This is a genomic window from Falsiroseomonas sp. (assembly GCF_030695085.1).
Lineage (GTDB): Bacteria > Pseudomonadota > Alphaproteobacteria > Acetobacterales > Acetobacteraceae > Falsiroseomonas.
On record NZ_JAUYTS010000039.1, the window covers coordinates 84414 to 108309 of the forward strand.

At 65.9% G+C, this 23896-nt stretch carries 28 protein-coding genes and 1 tRNA gene; 19 read left to right on the forward strand and 10 right to left on the reverse strand.

Going from position 1 to position 23896, the window contains the following annotated elements:
• Nucleotides 1-3: 3 nt before the first annotated feature.
• Nucleotides 4-1338 carry a FliI/YscN family ATPase gene (locus Q8S40_RS04270; RefSeq protein ID WP_305669411.1) on the reverse strand — a complete coding sequence of 445 codons (1335 nt, stop codon included), beginning with the start codon at nt 1336-1338 and terminating at the stop codon, nt 4-6.
• A 136-nt stretch (nt 1339-1474) separates the two neighbouring features.
• Between Q8S40_RS04270 and ctrA the strand changes: the two genes are divergently transcribed.
• Nucleotides 1475-2209, forward strand: a complete 735-nt coding sequence (gene ctrA / locus Q8S40_RS04275; protein WP_304808995.1) for a response regulator transcription factor CtrA — start codon at nt 1475-1477, stop codon at nt 2207-2209.
• Nucleotides 2210-2279: 70 nt separating this feature from the next.
• On the opposite strand, the gene Q8S40_RS04280 is transcribed toward ctrA, so the two are convergent.
• From Q8S40_RS04280 to Q8S40_RS04305, 6 genes are all read right to left on the reverse strand, one after another.
• A complete protein-coding gene (locus Q8S40_RS04280) occupies nt 2280-3104 on the reverse strand; it encodes a protein-glutamate O-methyltransferase CheR (protein ID WP_304808997.1) in 825 nt (274 codons plus the stop codon).
• Nucleotides 3101-4201, reverse strand: a complete 1101-nt coding sequence (cheB, locus tag Q8S40_RS04285) for a chemotaxis-specific protein-glutamate methyltransferase CheB (protein ID WP_305669412.1) — start codon at nt 4199-4201, stop codon at nt 3101-3103. Before cheB ends, Q8S40_RS04280 begins: the two co-directional genes overlap by 4 nt.
• A complete protein-coding gene (locus tag Q8S40_RS04290) occupies nt 4198-4578 on the reverse strand; it encodes a response regulator (protein ID WP_304809191.1) in 381 nt (126 codons plus the stop codon). The genes cheB and Q8S40_RS04290 overlap by 4 nt, the downstream gene beginning before the upstream one ends.
• Before the next feature lie 17 nt (nt 4579-4595).
• Nucleotides 4596-5060 carry a chemotaxis protein CheW gene (locus Q8S40_RS04295; protein WP_304809000.1) on the reverse strand — a complete coding sequence of 155 codons (465 nt, stop codon included), beginning with the start codon at nt 5058-5060 and terminating at the stop codon, nt 4596-4598.
• Between the two features lie 16 nt (nt 5061-5076).
• On the reverse strand, nt 5077-7719 hold the full coding sequence (locus tag Q8S40_RS04300; RefSeq protein WP_305669413.1) for a chemotaxis protein CheW: 2643 nt from the start codon (nt 7717-7719) through the stop codon (nt 5077-5079).
• 93 nt (nt 7720-7812) lie between these two features.
• Nucleotides 7813-8427, reverse strand: a complete 615-nt coding sequence (locus tag Q8S40_RS04305; protein ID WP_305669414.1) for a histidine phosphotransferase family protein — start codon at nt 8425-8427, stop codon at nt 7813-7815.
• Between the two features lie 190 nt (nt 8428-8617).
• On the opposite strand from Q8S40_RS04305, the gene Q8S40_RS04310 reads away from it, so the two are divergent.
• From Q8S40_RS04310 to Q8S40_RS04385, 16 genes are all read left to right on the forward strand, one after another.
• Complete coding sequence (locus Q8S40_RS04310) at nt 8618-8773, forward strand: DUF3553 domain-containing protein (protein ID WP_304809005.1); 156 nt, start codon at nt 8618-8620, stop codon at nt 8771-8773.
• Nucleotides 8770-9525 (forward strand): sulfite exporter TauE/SafE family protein, encoded by a 756-nt coding sequence (locus Q8S40_RS04315; protein WP_305669415.1) that lies wholly within the window; start codon nt 8770-8772, stop codon nt 9523-9525. Before Q8S40_RS04310 ends, Q8S40_RS04315 begins: the two co-directional genes overlap by 4 nt.
• A 99-nt stretch (nt 9526-9624) precedes the next feature.
• The gene (gene moaA, locus Q8S40_RS04320; RefSeq protein WP_305669416.1) at nt 9625-10617 is read left to right on the forward strand and encodes a GTP 3',8-cyclase MoaA; all 993 of its coding nucleotides are present in this window, start codon (nt 9625-9627) and stop codon (nt 10615-10617) included.
• Nucleotides 10617-11006 carry a hypothetical protein gene (locus tag Q8S40_RS04325; protein ID WP_304809011.1) on the forward strand — a complete coding sequence of 130 codons (390 nt, stop codon included), beginning with the start codon at nt 10617-10619 and terminating at the stop codon, nt 11004-11006. Before moaA ends, Q8S40_RS04325 begins: the two co-directional genes overlap by 1 nt.
• A 186-nt stretch (nt 11007-11192) precedes the next feature.
• Entirely contained in the window at nt 11193-11981 is a 789-nt protein-coding gene (locus Q8S40_RS04330; RefSeq protein WP_371136800.1) for an NAD kinase, read from the forward strand.
• A gap of 159 nt (nt 11982-12140) precedes the next feature.
• Nucleotides 12141-12860 carry an ATP phosphoribosyltransferase gene (hisG, locus tag Q8S40_RS04335; protein ID WP_304809015.1) on the forward strand — a complete coding sequence of 240 codons (720 nt, stop codon included), beginning with the start codon at nt 12141-12143 and terminating at the stop codon, nt 12858-12860.
• On the forward strand, nt 12857-14164 hold the full coding sequence (gene hisD, locus Q8S40_RS04340; RefSeq protein WP_305669417.1) for a histidinol dehydrogenase: 1308 nt from the start codon (nt 12857-12859) through the stop codon (nt 14162-14164). The genes hisG and hisD overlap by 4 nt, the downstream gene beginning before the upstream one ends.
• Before the next feature lie 118 nt (nt 14165-14282).
• The gene (infA, locus tag Q8S40_RS04345; protein ID WP_092956859.1) at nt 14283-14501 is read left to right on the forward strand and encodes a translation initiation factor IF-1; all 219 of its coding nucleotides are present in this window, start codon (nt 14283-14285) and stop codon (nt 14499-14501) included.
• Between the two features lie 12 nt (nt 14502-14513).
• Nucleotides 14514-15116: a nucleoside triphosphate pyrophosphatase gene (locus tag Q8S40_RS04350; RefSeq protein WP_305669453.1), complete on the forward strand. Its 603-nt coding sequence runs from the start codon at nt 14514-14516 to the stop codon at nt 15114-15116.
• Nucleotides 15113-16279 (forward strand): ribonuclease E/G, encoded by a 1167-nt coding sequence (locus Q8S40_RS04355; protein ID WP_305669418.1) that lies wholly within the window; start codon nt 15113-15115, stop codon nt 16277-16279. Before Q8S40_RS04350 ends, Q8S40_RS04355 begins: the two co-directional genes overlap by 4 nt.
• A complete protein-coding gene (locus Q8S40_RS04360) occupies nt 16276-16458 on the forward strand; it encodes a DNA gyrase inhibitor YacG (RefSeq protein ID WP_304809023.1) in 183 nt (60 codons plus the stop codon). The genes Q8S40_RS04355 and Q8S40_RS04360 overlap by 4 nt, the downstream gene beginning before the upstream one ends.
• An 84-nt stretch (nt 16459-16542) precedes the next feature.
• Nucleotides 16543-16618: transfer RNA gene (locus Q8S40_RS04365), tRNA-Phe, on the forward strand.
• Between the two features lie 213 nt (nt 16619-16831).
• Entirely contained in the window at nt 16832-17746 is a 915-nt protein-coding gene (locus tag Q8S40_RS04370) for a branched-chain amino acid ABC transporter permease (RefSeq protein ID WP_305669454.1), read from the forward strand.
• On the forward strand, nt 17743-19059 hold the full coding sequence (gene livM, locus Q8S40_RS04375) for a high-affinity branched-chain amino acid ABC transporter permease LivM (RefSeq protein WP_305669419.1): 1317 nt from the start codon (nt 17743-17745) through the stop codon (nt 19057-19059). The genes Q8S40_RS04370 and livM overlap by 4 nt, the downstream gene beginning before the upstream one ends.
• Nucleotides 19056-19874, forward strand: a complete 819-nt coding sequence (locus tag Q8S40_RS04380; RefSeq protein WP_305669420.1) for an ABC transporter ATP-binding protein — start codon at nt 19056-19058, stop codon at nt 19872-19874. The genes livM and Q8S40_RS04380 overlap by 4 nt, the downstream gene beginning before the upstream one ends.
• An 8-nt stretch (nt 19875-19882) precedes the next feature.
• Entirely contained in the window at nt 19883-20590 is a 708-nt protein-coding gene (locus tag Q8S40_RS04385; RefSeq protein WP_305669421.1) for an ABC transporter ATP-binding protein, read from the forward strand.
• Between the two features lie 9 nt (nt 20591-20599).
• Here Q8S40_RS04385 and gluQRS read toward each other — a convergent pair whose 3' ends face one another.
• Nucleotides 20600-21457, reverse strand: coding sequence for a tRNA glutamyl-Q(34) synthetase GluQRS (gene gluQRS, locus Q8S40_RS04390; RefSeq protein WP_305669455.1), 858 nt, complete (start codon nt 21455-21457; stop codon nt 20600-20602).
• 42 nt (nt 21458-21499) lie between these two features.
• On the opposite strand from gluQRS, the gene Q8S40_RS04395 reads away from it, so the two are divergent.
• Together Q8S40_RS04395 and Q8S40_RS04400 are read left to right on the forward strand one after the other, a co-directional pair.
• Entirely contained in the window at nt 21500-22165 is a 666-nt protein-coding gene (locus Q8S40_RS04395) for an alpha/beta hydrolase (protein ID WP_305669422.1), read from the forward strand.
• Between the two features lie 152 nt (nt 22166-22317).
• Nucleotides 22318-22893, forward strand: coding sequence for an HNH endonuclease (locus Q8S40_RS04400; protein WP_304809033.1), 576 nt, complete (start codon nt 22318-22320; stop codon nt 22891-22893).
• A gap of 20 nt (nt 22894-22913) precedes the next feature.
• Here Q8S40_RS04400 and Q8S40_RS04405 read toward each other — a convergent pair whose 3' ends face one another.
• On the reverse strand, nt 22914-23483 hold the full coding sequence (locus tag Q8S40_RS04405; RefSeq protein ID WP_304809035.1) for a demethoxyubiquinone hydroxylase family protein: 570 nt from the start codon (nt 23481-23483) through the stop codon (nt 22914-22916).
• Complete coding sequence (locus Q8S40_RS04410) at nt 23471-23896, reverse strand: disulfide bond formation protein B (protein ID WP_371136801.1); 426 nt, start codon at nt 23894-23896, stop codon at nt 23471-23473. Before Q8S40_RS04410 ends, Q8S40_RS04405 begins: the two co-directional genes overlap by 13 nt.

A 23896-nucleotide genomic window follows, 5' to 3' on the forward strand; every position in this document is an offset into this window, starting at 1 on the left:
GGGTCAGGCCGGAGCATCGGCAAGCGCCTCGGCAAGACCGTGGAATGCCTGCTCCAGTGTCGAAACCTCACCCCGTGCCTGGTGCAGGACGGCCTCGATCCGTGGCGCCAGGCGCAGCGCCGCATCGGTCTCCGGGTCGGTTCCATTACGATAGGCGCCAAGCCGCACCAGATCTGCCACGTCATCGCGCAACGCCAGGAGGCGCCTTGCGCGGCGAACAAGCCCCGCCTGGTCGGCGGTCTGGCAGCCCGGCACCGATCGGGACAGGCTCCGCAGCACCTCGACCGCAGGGAAGCGACCAGCCTCCGCGATCCGCCGGTCCAGCACGACATGGCCATCGAGGATCCCGCGCACAGCATCCGCGACTGGTTCGTCATGGTCGTCACCTTCCACCAGAACAGTCAGCAGCGCCGTGATGCTACCCGCCCCCGGCCCGCCCGGCCCGGCCCGTTCCAGCAGGGCCGGCAGTTCACGAAATACGCTGGGCGGATAGCCCCGCGTCGCGGGCGGTTCGCCGGCGGCAAGGCCGATCTCCCGGCAAGCCAGCGCGAAGCGGGTTACTGAATCCAACAGCAGCAGCACCCGCTGGCCGGCATCCCTGAAATACTCAGCAACGGCCAGGCTGGCGTAGCCGGCCTCCCGCCGCAGGGCCGCGGAGGCATCGGAAGTCGCACAGACGACGACACTGCGCGCCATGCCCTCCGGCCCAAGGTCGTCCTCGATAAATTCACGCAATTCGCGGCCACGCTCGCCAATCAGCGCCAATACGATCGTGTCGAAGGATGTTGCCCGCGCCATCGTGGCCAGCAGGGTGGATTTGCCGATGCCGGATGCGGCGAACAAGCCGAGCCGCTGGCCCTCACGCATCGTACAGAAGGCATCGATCACGCGGACACCGACGCTGACCGGCGGGCCAAGACGTTGGCGCAGAGCGGCGCTCGGGGCGGCGGCACGGGTTGGCCGCGCCCTTTGACCGCTGCGCAGCGGGCCCTTGCCGTCCATCGGGTTGCCGAGCGGATCGACAACGCGGCCGCGCCAGCCTTCGCCGACGTGCAGCCCGGCAGCCGACTGCACCTCCACCGGCAAGCCCTCTGCAATCGCGGCGGTCTCGCCGAAAACGACCGCGCGCGCGGCGGTCGGACCCACGCTCACTACTTCCGCCAGCGTCCCTTCATTTGCTGCGCCTTGAATTGACAGCCTTTCGCCGATCGCCAGTTGCGGACGAAATCCGGCTATATCAACGGTCAGCAGGTCGGCGCCCCGTACCTGGCCTCTTCGAAGGCGGCGCGGCGATACACGCAGGATCTCGCCCGCCAGGCTCCAGGGGTGGATTTTCATACGATGTCTAAAAAACCTCTAAATTGGTACTTATAGGTTTATCTCTGAACCATGATGCATTTTTTCGGTGAATAAGGTCTTCACAGATCGCGCAGAGGTGGTATTCCTACACGCAGAAAGTGTGTGGAGGCCGTCCATGCGTGTCCTTTTGGTTGAAGATGATACAATTGTCGCTCGCGGCGTCACCCTCGCGCTAAAGGCCGCGACGATGATCGTCGACACGGCCGACACGGGCGAGGAAGCCCTGGAACTGGCCCGGCTCTACGATTACGACATCGTGGTGCTCGACCTGATGCTGCCCGACATGGAGGGCTACGAGGTCGTCCGCCGGCTTCGCGCAGCACGGCTGGAGACCCCGGTCCTGATCCTCTCCGGCTTGACCAGGCCCCAGGCCAAGGTGCGCGGCTTCGGGATGGGAGCTGACGACTACATCACCAAACCCTTCGACCAGCAGGAACTGGTGGCCCGCATCCAGGCAATCGTCCGACGCGCAAAGGGCTTCAGCCAGCCCACCCTTTCGGTCGGCCCCCTCACGCTGAACCTGGGTTCTCGGGAAGTCCTGGTAGATGGCAGGGCCGTGCACCTGACCGGCAAGGAATATGCCGTGCTGGAGTTGCTGACCCTGCGGAAGGGCGTGGTCCTGACCAAGGAAGCATTCCTGAATCATCTGTACGGCGGAATGGACGAGCCTGAGGTCAAGATCATCGACGTCTTCATCTGCAAGCTTCGCAAGAAGCTGGCGAGTGCAGGCGCAGCCGAGCTGATCGGCACCGTTTGGGGTCGTGGCTATGTGCTGCGCGAGCCGAACGGCGCCATCCGACTGCCCTCCGGCCCGGATGGCCGGGGCGGCCCGGCCAGCGCTGCGGCCTGAACGCCGGCGCTTTCCCTCGCCCGCTCGGGGCGAGGGACATGCGCGGCAAACCAGCCTGAGTGGGCCGACCTTACGCAGCGGCCCTTTGCGCGGACACCCCATAGGCGCCACGCTCGCCAGGGATGGGGACCAGGCGATCCGTCAACCCGAGAACCGTCTCCGCCCCGCCGAGATACAGCACACCCTCCGGCGACAAACGGCGCGCCAAAGCCTCAAGCACGCGCGTCTTCGTCGGCGCATCAAAATAGATCAGTACGTTACGGCAAAATATCGTGTCGAAGCGCCCAAGCGCCGACAGATCGTTCAGCAGGTTCCGCTCCTCGAAGCGCACCATCGCGGCCAGTTCAGGCGCAATGCGCCACTTCGCCCCATCCTGCCGAAAATGCTTGACGAGCGAGCGAATGGGCAATCCGCGCTGGACCTCGAACTGCGTAAACACGCCCAGCCGAGCCCGCTGGAGTATCTCGGCGGAGATATCCGTAGCCAGGATCTCCACCTTGCAATCCGTCCGGCCGCCCAGGGCATCCGCCACCAGCATCGCGATCGAAAACGGCTCCTGCCCGGTCGAGCAGGCGGCGGACCAGATTCGCAGCGGTGCGCCAGGGGAGCGGCTGGAGATCAGGCGGGGCAGGATCTTGGCCAGATGCTCGAAGGGCTTGCCGTCCCGGAAGAAGGACGATTCATGCGTGGTCAGCGCCTCGACCACGGCGCGCTCCAAGACCTCATCCGGTCGTTGCCGCAGTTTCTGGCCAAGCGCAGAAAGCGACGGCAGCTTGAACCTCGACAGGATGGGTCCGAGGCGCGTTTCGAGCAGATACGCCTTGTCGCTGGTCAGTACGATGCCTGAGCGGCGGCGAACAACGCCAGCGATCTCCGCAAACTCTTCGTTGTTCATGCCCGCTTCCCGTCTGCACTGGCCACAAGGATGCGGCTCGCTATGTCTTCGATGTTCAGAATGGCGGAGGCGATACCGGCCTTTGCGACCGCACCCGGCATGCCCCAGACCACAGATGTTGCCTCATCCTGCGCCAGCACCGACCCGCCGGCGCTGGAGACGGACCGGCATCCCGCCAAGCCATCGCTGCCCATGCCGGTGAGGATCGCGACCAGAAGCCTGCCCTGGCACGCAGCGACAAGGCTCCGAAGCATGGGGTCGACCGCCGGCCGGCAGAAATTTTCGGGCGGTCCTTCGCCCAGCTGCGCTACCAGCGTGCCGCCCACGTCCTTGATGAGCAGATGCTTGTCGCCGGGGGCCAGGTAAAGGCGGCCAGCCAGCAGCTTGTCGCCCTCCTTCGCCTCGCTGCAGGGCAACGTCCCGATCCGGTTGAGGTGGTCTGCCAGCAGCGTCGTAAACCCGGCAGGCATATGCTGAACGACGATCACCGGCGCCCCCAAGGGCCGGTCCAGCCGTGCAACCAGGCTTGCCAGCGCCTGCGGCCCACCGGTTGACGATCCAATGGCAATGGCGCGGGGCCGGACTGCCGGCCCGCAAGACCGTTCCATCGTCAATGATCTTGCCAGAGGCAATCTGGCAGGCACGGCTGCTGGCGTGGACGGGGCGCGCCGCATGCGGGCCCAGCCCTTGATCTTCGCCACCAGTTCCGCCTGGAACTGGCCCCCATTCATGCCGCCGGCGGATGCGGAAGGTTTCGGCACGTAGTCCACCGCGCCAGCGCGCAGCGCTGCCATGGTGGCCGCGGCGCCTCTCTGACTCAGCGCACTGGCGACGATGATGGCTGTGCCCGGTGCCGCCTTGAGCAGCAGCGGGAGAGCGGTCATGCCATCCATGCGCGGCATCTCCAGGTCCAGCAATACGACCTGGGGCCGGTCGGCAGACGCCATCGCCGTCAACTGGCCCAACGCATCTCCGCCATCCACGGCCTTGGCGATCACCTTGATGTCCGGGTCGGTCGCCAGCATGCGGGACATGACACCGCGGGCTGCCGCACTGTCGTCACACAAAAGGACCCGGACCGGCCCAGCGGCGATCACGCGGCGGCAGCCTGCAGCAGGCCAATTTGCGCAAGCTTGCTGCCAAGGATTTCCGCGTCGAACGGCTTCATCACATATTCCTGCGCGCCGGCTTCAAGCGCCTCCATGATCTTCTCGAAGGCGATCTCGGTTGTGCACAGGATGATGACGGGCTTGTCGGAACCAAACTCCGCACGCGCAGCCCGGAGGAAGGTCACGCCATCCATCACGGGCATGTTCCAATCGAGCAGCACCACCTCCGGCAGCAATTCACGGCATGCGATCAGCGCCTCGCGGCCATCACCCGCCTCGCGCACCGTGAAGCCGAACCCCTCCATGAAGCGCCGCGCAGCCTTGCGCACGACGCGGCTGTCATCGACCACGAGGCACTGGCGCACCGCCACCTCCGCCCCGCTCATCGGCCACCGCCAATGGCAAGAACCCGTTCGACGTCGAGGACAATCAACAACTGACCATCACGCCGATGAACCCCTTGAGAAACCTCGCGCCACACCGCATCGAGCGTCGGTGGGTTGGCCGCGGAGTCTTCTTGCCGCAGCGGCACCACCTCACCAACCTGGTCGGCCAGCATGCTGTAGAGTTCGCCCGCCATCTCGACCACGATGCTCATCGGCTGGACCTCCGCGGGTCTTGACGGCAGGCCAAGGCGCCGGCGGAGATCGACCGCTGTCACGATACGTCCCCGAAGATTGAGGCTGCCCGCCACCTCCGGCGGTGCCAGGGGAATGCGGGTAATCACCTGGGGGCCGAGCACATCGCGGACCACGAGGACGGGAACCCCGCAAGCCTGTCCCGCCACCGTCAGCGTCAGGAACAGGTCGGCATCAGTAACGGCCGATGTTGTCGTCTGAGTACGCAAGACCAGATCCTCCGCTTCAAGCCGCGACCGGCACGGCAAGGCATTCCGTGAGGCTGCCGAGCAGCGCCTCGCGGTCGTACTTGCCGACGTAATCCGTAAAGCCGGCGGCACGCCCGCGCGCCACGGCGGCCGGCTCAACGCGGCCAGTCAGGGCGATCATGGGCAGGTCCTGCCACGCGCCATTGTCCCGAACCTCACGCGCAAAGGCGTAGCCGTCCATTTCCGGCATCTCGATGTCGGACACGATCGCGTCGAACAACTCGCCGCGCTCACGCAGCCGCAAAGCCTGCGCCGGGCCTTCGACCGCGACCACCTCGTAGCCCTCCGCCGCCAAGGCGGGCACCACCAGTTCGCGGAAAAACGCGCTGTCCTCGACCACCAGAAGGCGCCGAGTCATAACCGCGGAAGCGGCCGGGCGGAACCAATCACCGCCACCCTGCCCGAGCCACCAAGCGGTATCGATCACATCCGTCACCTTGCCCGCCACAACGGCGGAGCCGAGGAAGCCGGGCCGGCCCTGGCCCGCCTGCACGCTCAGCGCCTCATCGACAACGTCGAGGATGGCATCCACCATGATCCCGAGGCTGCGCTCGCCCTCGCTGAACACGAGAACGGTCTGCCGGGTCCGCGTCTCGTCATGCGGCGCAAAGCCACCGGACATGGACAGCAGTGGCATGAGCTGGCCACGATACTGGACAACCGGCGTACCGCCGGAATTCTCGATCTGCTCGACCGGAATATCGTCCAGGCGCGCAATCAGGCCCAGCGGCACGGCCTTCGGTGTATCGTCACCTGCCCGGAACAGCAGCAGCGATGTCTTCTCGTTGGAGCGCACCGCACTGGCAACCTTGCTGTCAGACGCGCGCTGGCCACCGCCATCCGCAACCACCCCCGTGACGCGCGCGATTCCGTTTGGATCCAGGATCATGATGACGCTGCCATCGCCAAGGATGGTGTTGCCGGAGAACATGCCGATGTGGCGTAGAATCGGTGCCACCGGCTTGACGACGATCTCCTCCGTATCGAACAGCCTGTCCACGATGATGCCGAATACGTTCGCACCGACCTGCGTGACCACCACGAAGCCGGTATCCCCAGCGGTGTCGAGCGGCTCGCTCGATTCATCGAGCCCAAGAACGCGGCCCAATGAAACTAGCGGCAGCAGCCGGTCGCGCAGGCGGAGCACCGGGGCATCCTTGATTCGTTCAACGCGCGATCCGGAACCCCCACCGACCCGCACGAGTTCCAGTACGCCGATCTGCGGAATGGCGAAACGCTCGCCGGCGACTTCCACGATGAGTGCTGAGACGATGGCAAGAGTCAGCGGAATCTTAATGGTGAAGCCAGTGCCTCGACCTTCGACGGAGGTCACATCGATGGTGCCGCCGATGCGCTCCACATTGGTCTTTACCACATCCATGCCGACGCCGCGGCCAGAGACGGCGGTGACAGCGGCGGCCGTCGAGAAACCGGCGCGAAAGATGAAGCGCTGGATTTCGCCCTCGCTCATCCCGGCGATCTCGGCCTCGCTGGCCAGGCCCTGCGACAGAGCCTTCTGCTTGATGCGCTCGATGCTCAGGCCGCGACCATCATCCGAGATCTCGATCAGGATGTGGCCGCCTTCGTGGTAGGCGTTCAAGGTGATGCGGCCAGTCTCGGACTTGCCGGCCCTGCGCCGATCCTCAGGCCCTTCAAGTCCATGGTCGCCGCTGTTCCGCACCATGTGCGTCAGCGGATCCTTGATCAGTTCCAGGACCTGGCGATCGAGTTCCGTATCGGCGCCGCGCATCTCAAGGTCGATCTTCTTGCCGAGTTCGATCGAGAGGTCGCGCACGAGACGGGGCATCTTTGCCCAGGCGTTGCCGATGGGCTGCATGCGGGTTTTCATCACCCCGTCCTGCAGGTCCGAGGTGATGTGTGAGAGCCGCTGCAGCGGCACGCTGTAGGCCCCGTCGCTGCGTGCACGGGAAAGCTGCATGAGCTGGTTGCGGGTCAGCACCAGTTCGCTGACCAGCATCATGAGGTCCTCGAGCACATCCACCGAAACGCGGATGCTCTGCGGCGGCGCGCGGCCACCGCTTGTATGCTCATCCGGCGCCGGCGCCGGCGCCGGCTCCGTCGCCGCTTTCGCGACGCTGCTGCGAACAGGATTGCTTGCCGGCAGCGGGGGCGCAGGCGTTTCCTGCAAGGGTCGCGCGGAGGTGTCGGCTACAGGTGCTTGGGCAACCGGCGCGGGTTCCGCGGCGAACGCAGCCTCGCGCTCCGCCTCGGAGAACATGCCATCGCCCCCGGCCACGGCGTCAAGCTGCGAGATGAGCTCGACGTCGTCGCCGACAGGCTCCGTGCCGCCGGTCTCCAGCTTGCCGACAATCTCCTTGATCCGGTCCAGCGCGCGCAGCACCAGACTGATCCCGGCTGGCGTGACCGCCAGAACGCCGTCGCGATACATGCCGAGGATGTTCTCGGCTGCATGCGCGACGCGTTCGAGCCGGGACAGCCCAAGGAACCCGCAGGTCCCTTTGATCGTGTGCACCAGTCGGAAGATCTCCGACAGTGTCGGTTTGTCGTCGGGTGCTTTTTCCAGCCTCAACAACGCAACGTCGAGTGCAACCAGGCCCTCATGCGTCTCGGTCAGGAAGTCGGCGAGCAAGTCGTCCATTTGGGGCTCCGGCGCCTTGTCTTCCCCGGAGCCTGATCGAACAGGCCGAAAATTTCGTTAACACGCCGAAAGATCAGGCCGACGTCCCAATGTTCAGTTGCGTGTCGCCAGGGTCAGCAGCAGTGGCGCCGCACCCCCGCTGCCGCCCATCATCAGGTCCAGGCGAATACCCGAGGATGCGGCAACGGCCAGCAGCAGCGGCACGGACACGCTTCGGGGATTCAACGGAACCGCCTCGCCAGCCAAGCCCGCGGCAAGCCCTGCCGGCCAGGTAGCGCCGGGACCGTCCGGCCAGATCGAGAGTCCTCCTTCGGTATCCCCACCCAGGCGGATGACGCCGCCGCGCGGCAGCGCATCCATCGCCGTCCAGCAAGCCAGCAGCATGACCTGCGTGAGATGTGCGGGGAATACTGCGGTTGCCTCAAGGTCAGACAGATCGATGCCGGCGCGCCGCCCGAGCGTCAGGCCCTCCGCCATCTGTGCGATTTCCTCAACCCGGCAATCGCCACACCCCGCGCCTACCGCCGCGCGGTAGAAGCGGATGCGCCGATCCATGATGCGTGCCGCATCGCGCGCGACATCCATCGCGTCATCGCCCGGACCATCCAGCAGGTCGAGCGCTCCTGCCAGGGCACCGGCAGGACCTCCAAGGTCATGGCATAGTCTGGTGCAGACGGCCTGGGCCAACGCGATCTTGTCAGGCAGCATTCATACCTCCGCAGCGCATCAGCCAGCCACGACGGCCAGCCCTCAAGGGTCAAGCTTCCGGCATACCCAAGTCAGGTTGCCAGATCAGCAACAAGAAGTGGCGAAACAATGTTGCGGCCCCGCGATAGGCTAGCGGGACGCCGCCCAAGGGCGTTACCCTGTGGCAGTGTCGTCCGAACTCTCCCCTGGCATGCGTGTCCGCCACCCCGACTGCCCGCAATGGGGGGTTGGCCAAGTGCAATCTGTTGTCGGAGATCGGGTGACCGTCAACTTCGAGAATCTTGGCAAGGTCATGATCCGTACCGAACATGTCGCTCTGGTTCCATTGGATTCCGATAAGCCTTGAATAGTATCCCTCAGGAAATACTCGGCCTGCTGGGCGACTGGCGGGTCTACGCCGCCATCGCAGTCACCGCACTTGCTGGTGTGATGCGTGGCTATTCCGGCTTCGGCACCGCGGTGTTGTTGGCACCGGCCTATTCGGTGCTCTGGGGACCACGAATCGGCGTGCCGGTGATGCTGTTGATGGAACTCGTCGTTTCGATGCAGCTCGTCCCCAAGGCCATCGGCGAGGCCAATCGCAGAGTCATCCTACCGATCGGCGCAGCCGCATGTGTTGCGACACCGCTGGGCGCATTCATCCTGATCACGGCCGACCAGGACCTGCTGCGCCGCTTCATCGGCGGTTTCGTGCTGGTTTTCGGGCTGCTGTTGATGTCCGGATGGCGCTACCACGGCTCCAGGCCGCTCCCGCTCAACCTGGCCGTGGGCAGCGTGGCCGGGCTGCTGAAGGGGGCAACGGGTATCAGTGGCCCGCCTGTTATCCTTTATCTCCTGGCCGGCCCGGAAGCGGTGAAACAGCATCGCGCCAACCTGATCCTGTTCTTCGGCACCATCGCTGTCATCTCCGTCATTCCACCGGCGCTTGGCGGCTTGATTGTCTGGTCCACGCTTGCCAAGCTATTGATTCTGCTTCCAGTTCTGATGCTCGGCGTACCTTTGGGGGCTCGCCTGTTCCACGTGCTGCCTGACCGATGGTATCGGCGTGCTGCGCTATTCTTCCTGGTCACCACGGGGATCGTCGCACTGCTTGCATGATCGACAGGGCTAAGCGGCCCTTGCGTCGCGGTGGGGTGACGGACCAAATGCAGCAGGCATGACCGCTTCAAGTCCGTCTTCCCTCGGGAGGTCCACCGAATGATCGATCCTTTTGGCCGGAAGGTGAGCTACCTCCGCGTATCGGTCACCGACCGGTGCGACCTGCGCTGCGTATACTGCATGTCCGAGGACATGACCTTCCTGCCGAAGGCCGAGGTGCTTTCGCTTGAGGAACTCGACCGGCTCTGCGGCGCGTTCATCAAGCTGGGCGTCGACCGAATCCGATTGACCGGGGGCGAGCCGCTGGTCCGCAAGAATGTCATCAGCCTGTTCCGCAGCCTGGGCGCGCGTCTCGGTGCGGGTGGGCTGCGGGAGCTGACGACAACGACCAACGGCACGCAGTTGGTTCGCATGGCGGGTGACCTGCACGCTGCCGGCGTTCGGCGGATCAATGTCAGCCTCGACACGCTCGATCCAGGAGCATTTGCGGCCATCACCCGGTGGGGCAAGCTTGAGCCGACGCTCGACGGTATCTTTGCCGCCAAGGCGGCCGGACTTGCAGTCAAGATCAACGTGGTCGCGATGAAGGGCGTGAATGAGGACCAGTTCGACCGCATGATCGCCTGGTGCGGCGAACACGGCTTCGACCTGTGCCTGATCGAGACCATGCCGCTCGGCGAGATTACCGGCGACCGCAATGACCAGTACCTGCCGCTTTCCGGGGTACGCAGCCAGCTGCGGCAGAACTGGACGCTGGATGAGACGGACTACACGACTGGCGGTCCCGCGCGGTACTACACGGTCCGGGAGACCGGTCGGCGGATCGGCTTCATCACGCCGCTGACCCATAATTTCTGCGAATCCTGCAATCGTGTCAGGCTGACCTGCACCGGGACGCTGTTCATGTGCCTGGGCCAGGATGATGCAGCCGATCTTCGGCGGCCGCTGCGCGATCCTGCGCTGGATGCGGAGGGGCTGGAAAAGGCCATCCTCGAAGCCATTTCGCGCAAGCCGAAAGGCCATGATTTCGTGATCGAGCGGGGCCGCAGCCAACCGGCCGTTGCCCGCCACATGAGCGTGACGGGCGGCTGATGCTGCAGGACCTTGTCGCGGCCCTGACCATTCCCGGCCTGCCGGATTGGTCAGGCCTGGTGGTCCTGGTGCTTTTGGCGCTGGTCGGGCTGGCCTATCTGCTGATGCCGTTCAGCGTTTTCGGGTTGAAGGGGCGCCTTGAAGCCGTCGAGGCGCAGTTGGACGAAATTCAGGCAGAGATCCGCAGCTTGGCCCAGCGGATGCCGGAGCCACCACGCCGACGCGCGCCGGTCGAGGATGACTGGGACGACCCGACCCCGGCCTCCCGCCCAGCGCCGGAAGGGGCTGCATCGCGGCTTCGGCAACCCATCGTCCCACCTGCTGCCTGGCCGGAACGCGGCGCCGGGCGATCCGAGCCCCGCCTGGAGTGGCCGCGTCCGCCGAGGTGACCCTATAAGCGCAGGCCTCGCTTGCCGGCGGGCGCCAGGGCAGGCTTGATGCAGGTCCGCTGACCAGGAGCCCGCCAGATGAAACTCGGAACTGCCCCGCTATGCGGCAGCTCGGCGCCATTTCTTGCACGTTCATAATGGATTGTCAGGAGCCGCAGGTCCGGTGCCGTCGGCATGATTGAGAGCTTGCACGCGCTGGGCAGCAAGGGGCTGGCCGGGCGGATCGCGATTTTTGCTGCCCCGACTGATCTGGCGACCGAAGCCCTGGGAAGGCTGGTCGGCCAATACGGCAACGCGACGCTGGACGATGCCCGTGTGGTCGTAGCCCTTGGCGGAGATGGCCTGATGCTTGAAACCCAGCACCGCCTGCTGGGCCGCAACCTTCCCGTCTACGGCATGAATTGCGGCAGTGTCGGCTTCCTGATGAATGACTTCGGGGATACCAGCCTGCCTGACCGGCTCGCCCTGGCCCAGGCCACGACGCTGCATCCGCTGCGGATGCGCGCCCATGTCGGCATGGGGGACCCCGTTGAGGCGCTGGCCATCAACGAGGTCTCGCTGCTGCGTGAAACGCGCCAGGCGGCCAAGATCCGCATTCTCGTCGATGGCAAGAAGCGGCTGGATGAATTGATCTGTGACGGTGTCCTGGTCGCGACACCGGCGGGCAGTACGGCCTACAACCTGTCGGCACACGGCCCGATCGTACCACTCGGTGCGAACCTGCTGCCACTGACCCCGATTTCGGCGTTCCGCCCCCGCCGCTGGCGCGGCGCCTTGCTGCCGGCGGAAGCGCGCGTCGTGTTCGAGGTGCTGGAGCACGACAAGCGCCCGGTGGCCGCGGTGGCGGACTACACCGAGGTCCGTGACGTCCGGCAGGTGGAGGTCTGGGAAGACCGGACCGTGGCGTTGACCATGCTTTTCGATCCGGATCATGGCTTGTCGGAGCGCATCATCGCCGAGCAGTTTACCGTCTGATCCTCAGGCCGGGCCTCCTCGGCGGCGCATCCCAAGGCACCGCAAGGTTGACGCCAGCCCGCGCTTCTGCGATCCGCCGGGCACATCCTGGCACAGGTCATGGCCAGGTTGGCGTTGAATCCGTGGCGGTCGCTGGCCGCCACGCTGCCAGGCCGGATCATGAAAACCTCGACGACCGCGCCACTGCCCGCCGATCCCTCTACCCCGGCCGAGGCTGGTGGCCCTCTGGTACTCGCCCTGCCGAAGGGCCGGATCCTGTCCGAGCTTGGGCCCCTTCTGGCGCGCGCCGGCATTACTCCAGCCGCCGACTATCTGGACGAGGACAGCCGGCGCCTGCGCTTCGAGACCAATCACCCCGGACTTGATGTCGTGCGGGTGCGGCCCTTCGATGTCGCAACCTTCGTCGCCCACGGTGCCGCGCAGATCGGTGTCTGCGGCGCGGATGTCCTGATGGAGTTCGACTACGACCAGATCTATGCGCCGTTGGATCTGGGCATCGGGCGCTGCCGGGTCTCCGTCGCCGGGCCGGTGAATGCGACAACGGCCGAGGACATCGCAGCCTGGTCGCGCGTGACTGTCGCGACCAAATACCCAACGATCGCCCATCGCCACTTCGCCACCAAGGGGGTGCAGGCTGAGATCGTGCATCTGAACGGGGCCATGGAACTGGCGCCTTCACTGGGGTTGTCGCGGGTGATAGTGGATCTGGTGCAAACCGGCTCGACACTGCGCGCGAATGGCCTGGTGGAGACGGAGGTGATCGCACAGGTCACCTCCCGCCTCATTGTGAACCGGACGGCATTGAAGACGAGGCCAGAGGCGATTGGCGCCTGGATCGCACGCTTCCGCGCCGCCATGGCGGAGCTGCACGCGCGATGATCTGGCTCGAGACCTCTGCCCCCGGATTTGAGGCGGGCTTCCAGGCACTGCTGGATGACGGGCGAGACACGACCACCCGCGTTGATGCTGCCGTTTCCGGCATCATCGCGGCCGTCCGCGAAGATGGTGACGCCGCGCTGATCGAGCTGACGCGCCGTTTCGACCGCTGGAGCCCGGCCACCACCGATACGCTGCGCGTGACGGCTGCGGAATTGGACGAGGCAGCGGCCATGGTACCTGCCGACCAGATGGCCGCCCTACTGCTTGCGGCGCGGCGGATCGAGGCCTTCCACAGGGCCCAGCTTCCCACCGACATCGACATGACGGATGCGGACGGCGTCAGGACCGGCCTGCGCTGGGGCCCGATCGACGCTGTCGGAATCTATGTCCCTGGCGGCAAGGCTGCCTATCCCTCCTCCGTACTGATGAACGCCTTGCCGGCGCGCGTGGCCGGGGTGCCGCGGATTGCCATGTGCGTGCCGACCCCGGACGGCGCGCTGAACCCGCTGGTTTTGGCCGCAGCGAAATTGGCCGGGGTCAGCGAGGTCTGGCGCCTTGGCGGCGCGCAGGCGGTTGCCGCCATGGCCTGGGGCACGCCTTCAATCGCGCCCGTGGACCGCATTGTCGGCCCAGGCAACGCCTATGTGGCGGAGGCCAAGCGGCAGGTCTTTGGCCGCGTCGGGATCGACAGCATCGCCGGCCCTTCGGAAGTCGTGATCCTGGCGGATGCCGAGAACAACCCTCGCCATGTGGCGCTGGACCTGCTGGCACAGGCCGAGCATGACGAAGCCGCACAGTCTGTCCTGATCACCGACCACGCCGAGTTCGGCCGAAGCGTTGCCGCGGCACTCCAGGACGAGTTGACCCGCCTGCCGCGCGCGGCCATTGCCGGCACCTCCTGGGAGCGGCATGGGGCGATCATCGTGGTGCAGGACTGGGAGCAGGCGGTCGAATTGACCAACCGGCTCGCACCTGAACACCTCCAGATCATGACAGCGAGCCCACGCGAGCTGCTTGCTGGCATTCGCCATGCCGGCGCGGCTTTCCTTGGGCGGTTCTGTCCCGAGGCGGTGGGTGACTACGTCGCCGGCCCGAACCACGTGCTGCCCACCGGCCGAACCGCGCGGTTCGCCTCCGGCCTCTCAGTCTTCGATTTTCTCAAGCGCACCACCTGGGTGGAGACGGACGCGGCGGCCCTGGCCGCCATCGGCCCGGCTGCGGTGACGCTCGCCAGAGCCGAAGGTCTTGGTGCGCACGCCCTGAGTGTGGCAGCTCGTTTGGAACATAACGACCGGCATCCTTGACCGCGAGGCTAACCACGCTCATGTTCCGCGCCACTTTGCGCCCTGGCGCGGAACCCCTCAAGTCGCGCTTTGCCGGCCTTGGCCGCGCGGGCCCTGATGACCCCGATGAAGGATCTGCATGTCGAAAGAGGACATGATCGAGTTCAGCGGCACCGTGGTGGAGCTGCTGCCCAACGCGATGTTTCGCGTCAAGCTCGACAACGACCACATGGTACTGGCCCACACCAGCGGCAAAATGCGGAAGAATCGCATTCGCGTCCTCGCCGGTGACAGGGTGAATGTGGAGATGACGCCCTACGACCTCACCAAGGGGCGTATCACCTTCCGCTTCAAGTAGGCCGTGGACATGATGGGCGCGCCAGGCACGGTGCCGACCCGTCCGCATCTCATCCTTGCCTCCAGCAGCCCACGGCGACTGGATCTGCTCGGGCGTATCGGCGTGACGCCGGACCGAGTGCAGCCTATGGAGGTCGATGAAACGCCTCTCAAGACGGAGCTCCCGCGCGCCCTGGCTATCCGGCTTGCGGCCGCTAAAGCCATGGCTGGCGCTGCCCTGATGCCGGACGCTCTGGTCCTTGCTGCCGACACGGTGGTCGGACTGGGCCGACGCATCCTGGGAAAGCCGGCTGATGAGGCGGAGGCAGCCCGGTTCCTCAGGCTCCTCTCAGGCCGCAGGCATCGGGTTATGACAGCGGTTTGCCTGGCCCATCCGGGCGGCCGTCGCACAGCCCGCCTGGTCACCACTATCCTCGCCTTCCAAAGGCTGACCCCGGCTCAGATCGATGACCATGTCGCCTCCGGCGAGTGGCGCGGGGTGGCAGGCGGCTATCAGATTCAGAAGCGTGCCGAGATGTATGTGCGCTTCCTGTCAGGCAGCCATTCCAACGTCGTGGGCCTGCCGCTGTTTGAGACCACCCAGTTGTTGCGCGGGGCGGGTTGGCTTCGTCCATGACCAGCGACGCGGAGATCCGCGTCAGCGTCTCACCTGGCGAGGTCAGGGTGGCCGGTCTCCAGCATGGCAGGCTCGAGGCAGCGTTCATCGAGCGGGTCGCCCAACCCGACGGTGTCGGCGACCTGCACTTGGCACGCGTGACGGCAATCCTGCCGGCCATGAGCGGCGCGTTCCTGATCTTCGGCAACGACCAGACGGGCTTCTTGCCGGAGAGCGAGCTGCCGCCGCCCCGCCGCGCAATCGGCAAGGCGCTGCATGAAGGTCAGATTCTGGCGGTGCGGATCTCTCGCGCGGCCCAGGGTGGCAAGGGTCCAAGGCTGACCGCCCGCCTGACGGCGGAGGACCTGGCCCTTGCGGATGCCGGCACAAATCGTCTGCCCCGCCTGCTGCGGCGCGGCCCCAATGCGGCGGTGCGGTTGGCCCGGCTTTGGCCCGACGCCACAATCACCACCGATGGTCCCGAATGGGCAGCGCGCCTTCGCGTTGCATTGGGTGCGGGACGCGTAAATCTGCGCCTAGCCGGCGCCTTCGATGCGGAGTTGGAAGCGGCCTTCGATAGCCTGGCCGATGCGCGTGTCGCGCTGGAAGGTGGCGCGAGCCTGCTGATTCACCCCACGCCGGCACTGACTGCCATGGATGTGGACTCGGGCAGCCTCGCTGGTTCGAGAGATACGGCAGCACACGCCGCGCTCAACCAAGCGGCGACGGAGGCCGTGGCGCGGCAGATCAGGCTCCGCAACCTGGCGGGCGCCATACTGGTGGATTTCGCAGGGCTTCCGATCCGCAAGCGCGAAGCACTGGTGGCACCGTTGGAATCGGCACTTGCATCCGACCCGCTCGGCGCGAAGCTGCTCGGCATGACACGACTTGGCTTGATGGAGATCGTGCGCCCTCGCATACATCCGCCCTTGCACGAGATACTGGGGCTGCCCCCTTCCCCTCTGACCCTCGGGCTGGCTGCGATGCGCCAGGCGCTGCGGGAAGTCACGGCGCTTCAGGGCGCAGCCTTTGCCCTGGTGGCGGCGCCTGAGATCATCCAGGCGATCGAGGCCTCGCCGGAAGCCGCGGAGGCTTATCGCAACCAGGCAGGCAGGCCCCTGGTTCTGCGGGCGGATGCCTGCCTCCGCCCGGGCCAGGAGCAGATCATGAGGGTCGAGGCATGACGCCACCCCAGGTTCCGCCCCGCCGCACCCGCCGCTGCCCGATCTGCAGCCGGCCTCTCCCGACCCCCGGCAGCCGCTTCTGCTCAGACCGCTGCGCCAGCGTCGATCTCGGGCGCTGGCTGCGCGGGGACTATGCCATTCCCGTGCGCGAGGATCCCGACCCCGAGGACGAATCCTGAGTGCTGGATGGGTGGACAGGGTGCCTGCCTTCCGCTATCACGCGCGCCTCTGCTGCGGTGGACCGAAAGGTCAGACCTGCTTGGGCCCAGGTAGCTCAGTTGGTAGAGCATGCGACTGAAAATCGCAGTGTCGGTGGTTCGATTCCACTCCTGGGCACCATCCCCACCTCCCCCTGACTGTTCCAGATATTGAGCCGCCAAGCATTTGCAGGCGCGCGAATTTGGCAGGCCGTGGCGCCTGCATGACCACCCGATGGCAGGCCGGCGGGGCGGCGCGCGCTTCAATGGCGCAAAGGCACTCCAAAACTCCTTGCGAAGCCTTCCGTGTTGCGTGACGGTCGGCACGTCGATGCCGCACCAGAAGGACCGAAACTTGGCCTACGCACTTCAGCAGTTGATCAACGGGATCAGCCTCGGGATGATCTACGGCCTGATCGCGGTAGGCTACACCATGGTCTACGGCATCATCGGGATGATCAACTTCGCCCACGGCGACATCTTCATGGTGGGCGCCTTCGTGGCGCTGGTGGCCATCCTGATGCTGATGTCAGGCGGATTGATGGACGGTCCTGCCGCAATACTACTCGTGCTTGCCATCTCCATGGCCTTCACCGCCCTCTATGGCTGGACGGTAGAGCGCGTCGCCTATCGCCCGCTGCGCGGCAGCTTCCGCCTGGCGCCGCTCATCTCGGCCATTGGCATGTCCATCGTCCTGCAGAACTTCGTCCAGGTCAGCCAGGGTGCGCGGGTCAAGCCGCTTGAGCCACAGTTGCCGGGCGGGTTTGAGTTGATGCGTGATGGCAATTTCGTCGTGCAGTTATCCTATATGCAGACGCTGATCATCGTCTCCACCCTCGCGGTGCTCGCCGTCTTCACCTGGCTCGTCACGCGCACCGCGCTCGGCAGAGCCATGCGTGCCTGCGAGCAAGACCGGAAAATGGCATCCTTGCTCGGCATCAACACAGACCGGACGATCAGCCTCGCCTTCGTTATCGGGGCCGCCCTGGCCGCTGTCGCCGGCACGCTTTATTTGCTGCGCTACGGCATCGCCGACTTCTTCATGGGCTTCATCGTCGGCGTAAAGGCGTTCACGGCGGCCGTTCTGGGCGGCATCGGCAGCCTGCCGGGCGCGGTGCTGGGCGGTTTGCTGATCGGACTTATCGAGACGTTCTGGTCCGCCTATTTCTCCGTGCAATACAAGGACGTGGCGGCGTTTGGCATCCTTGTCCTGGCGTTGATCTTCCTGCCCACCGGCCTGCTCGGGCGGCAGGAGGTGGAGAAGGTATGACCTCTCCACCCGCAGCCGCGCCGCACGCATTCCAGCCGCGGCTGCTTGCCGCGTTGCTGGATGCGTCCAAGGCCACGGCAGTGGCCTTTGGACTGTTCGTCGTCATGGTCGGGCTTCGGACCGATGTCGGCCCGACTGGTGCGCTTTTTCTGCGCACCCGCTGGCCTGATGTCGCCTGGCTCTGCGCCGCGGTATTTGTCGCGCGCCTGGCAATGGCCTTATGGGCGGGCCGCAGGCTGCCGGCGGTCGGATCTGCCCGGCGGGCCGCCGCACTCTCCCGGGCTGGACTATTCTTCGGCCCCGCGCTGCTCGCCATCGCGCTGATACTACCCTTCGTACCGGGCATTGGTCGCTATGAGCTGGACCTCGGAATACTGGTCCTGACCTATGTGATGCTGGGCTGGGGACTCAACATAGTGGTCGGCCTGGCCGGCTTGCTGGACCTGGGCTACGTCGCCTTCTACGCGGTTGGCGCCTATTCCTATGCCCTGCTGGCCCAGTATTTCGGGCTGTCTTTCTGGATCTGCCTGCCCCTCGCCGGCATTCTCGCCGCTTTCTGGGGCGTGCTGCTGGGCTTCCCGGTGCTGCGGCTGCGCGGCGATTATCTGGCGATCGTCACCCTGGCGTTTGGTGAGATCATCCGCATCGTCCTGCTCAACTGGGTCGAGTTGACCGGCGGACCAAACGGCATTTCCGGCATCCCACGCCCAACCTTCTTCGGACTTCCCTTCAGCATGAGCGGCGGCCCCGGAACCTTCGCGGGCTTCTTCGGGCTGGAGCCAAGCCCATCGCACCGCGTCATCTTTCTGTACTACCTGATCCTGGCACTGGCCCTGCTGACCAACTGGGTCGCCATCCGCATTCGCAGGCAGCCCATCGGCCGGGCCTGGGAAGCTCTGCGCGAGGACGAGATCGCCTGTCGCGCGCTCGGCATCAACATCACCAACACGAAGCTGACGGCCTTCGCCCTGGGCGCCATGTTCGCCGGATTCGCTGGCGCCTTCTTCGCCACGCGGCAAGCCTTCATCAGCCCCGAGAGCTTCACCTTCATCGAATCGGCCATCATCCTGGCGATCGTGGTGCTTGGCGGCCTGGGTAGCCAGATCGGCATCGCCGTGGCGGCAATCATCATGATCGGCGGCTTCGAGCTGTTCCGCGACCTGGAAGAATATCGGATGCTGGTCTTCGGCGCCGCCATGGTGACCATCATGGTGCTGCGTCCGCGCGGCCTGGTCGGCTCCCGCGCCCCCAGCGTGGTGCTGGGCGCGCAGCGTCGGATCGATGCGCAGCATGTCAGCGAGGGTCGCGGATGAGCACCGAGATCCTGCGCGTCGAGGCGCTCAGCATGCGGTTCGGCGGGCTTCTGGCCGTCGACGCCGTGGATTTTGAGGTGCAGCGCGGCAGCATCACCGCCCTGATCGGACCGAACGGCGCCGGCAAGACTACCGTATTCAACTGCATCACCGGCTTCTACCGGCCGACAGGCGGCCAGATCAGTCTTCGTCGCGCCGATGGCAGCGTCGCGAGCCTGCACAGGCTGAAGGACCACAGGATTGCCCGGGCCGGGGTCGCCCGCACTTTCCAGAATATCCGACTATTTGCCGGGATGACGGTGCTGGAGAATCTGCTCATCGCACAGCACCTCAAGCTGCAGAAGGCAACCTGGCACGGCATCGGTGCGATGCTCGGCTTCCCTGCCTATCGCGCCGCGGAGGCGGAAGCGATCAACCGTGCAGTGGAATGGCTGCGCGCAACGGACCTGCTGGATCGGGCCGATGATGCGGCGGGCGGCCTGCCCTACGGCGCGCAGCGCCGGCTGGAGATTGCCCGGGCGATGTGCATGACACCCGCGCTGCTGTGTCTGGACGAGCCCGCGGCGGGCCTCAACCCACGGGAATCGGACGATCTCGCCAAGCTGCTGGTCAGCATCCGCGATGGTACGGCAACCCGTAGCGACCCCACCTCCATCCTGCTGATCGAGCATGACATGGGCATCGTCATGCGGATCTCCGATCATATCGTGGTGCTCGACCACGGCAAGAAGATCGCGGAGGGCCCGCCGGACCTCATCCGCAGTGACCGCCACGTCATCGCCGCCTATCTGGGCGAGGATGAGGACGCCGCATGACGACGACGATGCTGGAGGTGCGTGATCTGGAAACCGGCTACGGCGCGGTGCAGGCCCTGAAGGGGGTTTCACTGCATGTCGACCAGGGCGAGATCGTCACGCTGATCGGCGCCAACGGCGCCGGCAAATCGACCCTGCTGATGAGCATCTGCGGCGACCCCCGCGCCAGGTCCGGCCACGTCATTCTGGACGGCGAGGACATCACCAGCAAACCAACGCATGAGATCATGCGGAGCGGCGTGGCGCAGTCCCCCGAGGGGCGGCGCATCTTCCCCCGCATGTCTGTGCTGGAGAATCTGATGCTGGGTGCGCAGGCGGCAGGACGCGACCCCGGCCCCGAATTGCCGCGCGTGTTCAGCCTGTTTCCCCGGCTGAAGGAACGGCAGTCACAGCGCGGAGGCACCCTCTCGGGTGGCGAACAGCAGATGCTCGCGATCGGCCGCGCATTGATGTCCCGGCCGCGCCTATTGCTGCTGGACGAGCCATCGCTCGGCCTCGCGCCGCTGATCTCCCGCCAGATCTTCGGCGCGATCCGCGACCTGAATGAGCGTGAAGGGCTTACCGTTCTGCTCGTGGAGCAAAATGCGAACCAGGCGCTTCGCCTTGCCCATCGCGGCTACGTTCTCGTCACAGGCCGCATCACCATGAGCGGGCGCGGCGCCGAATTGCTGGCGCGCCCCGAGATCCGCGATGCCTATCTGGGCGGCGGGCACTGACCCAGCGCGTCAATCCGGCCAGCCTGCCAGCGACCTGATTTCAGCCGGGGTGGCACCGCTTGCGCGCAAGTCCCTCAGCGTTGGCGCGCCATCGCGCTTGGAAAGCCGCCGGCCGGCGGCATCTGCCAGCAACCGGTGATGCGCATAGCGTGGCTCAGGCCAGTTCATCAGGGCCTGAAGCAGACGATGCAGATCGGTTGCGGGCAGCAGGTCATCGCCCCGCGTCACCATCGTCACGCCATCCCGCGCGTCGTCATGGGTAACGCAAAGGTGGTAGCTCGCCGGGATCTCCTTGCGCGCAAGCACCACATCTCCGAAACGCGCCGGATCGCAGACCACCCGGCCGCGTAACGCATCCTCGAAGCTGAGTGGCTGGTCCAGGCAACCGAGGGCACGCAACATATTCAGCCGTAACGCGTGCGGTTCCCCTTGCGTCAGGCGTGCCTCGACCCGAGCCGCCGAGAGCCGGAGGCAGATCCCGGGATAGAGCGGACCATCCGGCCCGTGGGGCGCCGAGGCACTGGCAGCAATCTCCCGCGCAATCTCGCCTCGCGTGCAGAAGCACGGATACAGCAGGTTGCGCTGTCGCAGGACCGAGAGCGTGCGCTCGTAGTCGGCCATATGCCGTGACTGCACACGGACGGGCCCATCCCAATCGAGGCCGAGCCAACAAAGATCCTCGAGAATGGCCTCGGTGAATTCCGGCCGGCACCTCGTGCTGTCGATATCCTCGATCCGGAGCAGGAAACGCCCCCCGGCCTCGCGCGCCGTCCGCCATGCCAGCAACGCCGCATGGGCGTGTCCAAGATGCAGGAAGCCGGTCGGGCTGGGTGCGAAGCGCGTGACGAGTTGGGCAGGGGCGGTCATGCTCACGCGGGCGTAGCCGAACACCGGGAATTGGAGCAAGCAATGTCAGATCGCCTGGATGGGCCACGCTGGGGGCCAGCCGCGGGCGGTGTGCCGCGCCAATTGGTGCTTCTTCTGCACGGTGTGGGCGCCGACGGCTTCGACCTGATCGATCTGGCACCCGGCTGGGGCAAGGCCGTGCCGCATGCCCTGTTCATCGCACCGCATGGTCCGGAGCCCTGCGACCTCGCGCCCTATGGCAGACAATGGTTCAGCTTGCAGGATCGCTCGGAGGCCATGATGGCGGCGGGCGTCGACGCGGCGGCGACCGGGCTGGCCACTACGATCGGCGCGATGCTGCGCGAAATGAGCCTGACCCACCGGGATCTCGCCTTGGTCGGGTTCAGCCAGGGCGCCATGACCGCGCTGCATCTCGGGCTACGCCACCCACCCGGCTGCGCCGCCATTCTGGCTTTTTCGGGCGCCCTGCCCAGTCCGACCTCGCTTCCCCCGGCCCCCGCCGGCGCCCCGGCGGTTCTACTGGTCCATGGCGAGGCCGATGAAGTGGTCCCGGCCGAGGCAAGCCGGATCGCCGAACGCGCCCTGATCCGGGCCGCCGTCGCCGTGGAAACCGCATTCCGGCCCGGCCTTGGCCATGGCATCGATGAGGTAGGACTCAGCCTCGGCGCGCTGGCCCTGCAGCGCGCACTGTGCGGTGATCCAGCATGACCGAAGGATGAAAGCATCCATTCTCCCGGTTGCGTGGGCGGAGCGGCGCTGGCATGAAGACCGGGTCAACGCGGCGCTGCCACAGTATCTGGGGCTTGCCTAACGTTACGAGCACCAGATTTGTCCAGTGCCGCCATTCATAGGAGTGGCACTTGCCTGACGGCGGACACTTCCAGCTAGGCCAGTCCTTTCCTGCGCTCGTCCTGAACGCGGATTTCCGGCCGCTGTCCTATTTCCCCCTGTCGGTCTGGGCTTGGCAGGATGCCGTCAAGGCAGTTTTCCTCGACCGTGTCTCGGTGCTGTCGGAATACGAGACCGAGGTGCATTCGCCGCGCATGACCATGCGTTTGCCCAGCGTCATCGCATTGAAGGACTACATCCCCGCCGCCCGGCGGCCGGCCTTCACACGCTTCAACGTCTTCCTGCGCGACAGCTTCGAGTGCCAGTATTGTGGCGAGGGCCGCCCGACGCAGGAGCTGACCTTCGACCACGTCATCCCCCGCAGCCGTGGTGGCCGTACGACCTGGGACAACGTGATCACCGCGTGCGGCCCCTGCAACCTGCGGAAAAGCAACAAGCTCCCGCGCGAATGCCGGATGTTTCCCCGCCAGGTGCCGCGCCAGCCGACGAGCTGGGAGCTGCAGGAGAATGGCCGCTCCTTCCCGCCGAACTACCTGCATGAAAGCTGGCGGGACTACCTGTATTGGGACAGCGAGCTGGAGAGCTGAACGGGTTTGCCTTGTAAGTCTCAGACCCTTTCGCTCACCTTGATCGCCACCTTGCACCCGGCCTTGATGGCGGCGCTGAGCAGCCGATAGGCCGGCGTCAGCTCCGCCTCATTCGCAAGGCCGATATCGCGGTGCTCGAGTTCCTCGGCACGAAACCGCTCGATGTCCTCGCGCAGCGGCTGCTCATCATCTCCCAGCGTGGCGGCCTGGTCGCGATAGTGTTCGTCGATCGCCTCCTCCACCGCCACGGTGCAGGCCATTGCGGCGCGGTGGCCCATCAGCGCTGTGGCGGCCCCCAGCGCGAAGCCCGCAACATGCCAGATGGGCAGCAGGGCCGTAGGGCGCACGCGGCGCTCAGCGATCAAGCGGCTGAAGGTGTCGAGGTGAACCTGCTCCTGCGCCTTCATGTGCTCAAGGATCGGCCCGAAACGCGTGCGGCCGAGCACGGCGAGCTGACCCTCATAGATCCGCTTCGCACCATATTCGCCCGCATGGTCCACGCGGATAGTGCGGCTGACATACTCGCGCGGAGTGGGGTCGCCAGGCAGGCGCCCTTGGGCGGTTTCACGGCTCTGCATCAGATCCTCCATTCGCGACGCGCCTGGCGCAGGGTCCAACCGGCCAGCAGCGCCGCATAGATCAGGTTCATCGCCGCGACGGAAAGGGGCAGGCCTGGAATGAGATAGGCCGGCTCGTCACACGGCTTGGTTGGCAACGGCGCCAGATTCCGCAGCAGGTCATCGATGCTGGCCCCGACGCCGACGCCGGGCGCTAGGCAGGCCGGCAATGGCGAGGGCCACCACCCCTGCTCCACGCCGAGATGCAGTGCCGCGATGCCCCCCGAAACGGCCACCGCCAGGCCCGCCCCCCCCAGCAGCCAGGCCCGAAGCCGCGGCGGCGCCGGCAGGGCCAAAAGGGCAAGACCGGCCGCGACCCAATAGGGCCAGCGCTGCCAGAGACAAAGGGCACAGGGTGCAAGGCCGGGCCAGTACTCGAAACCCAT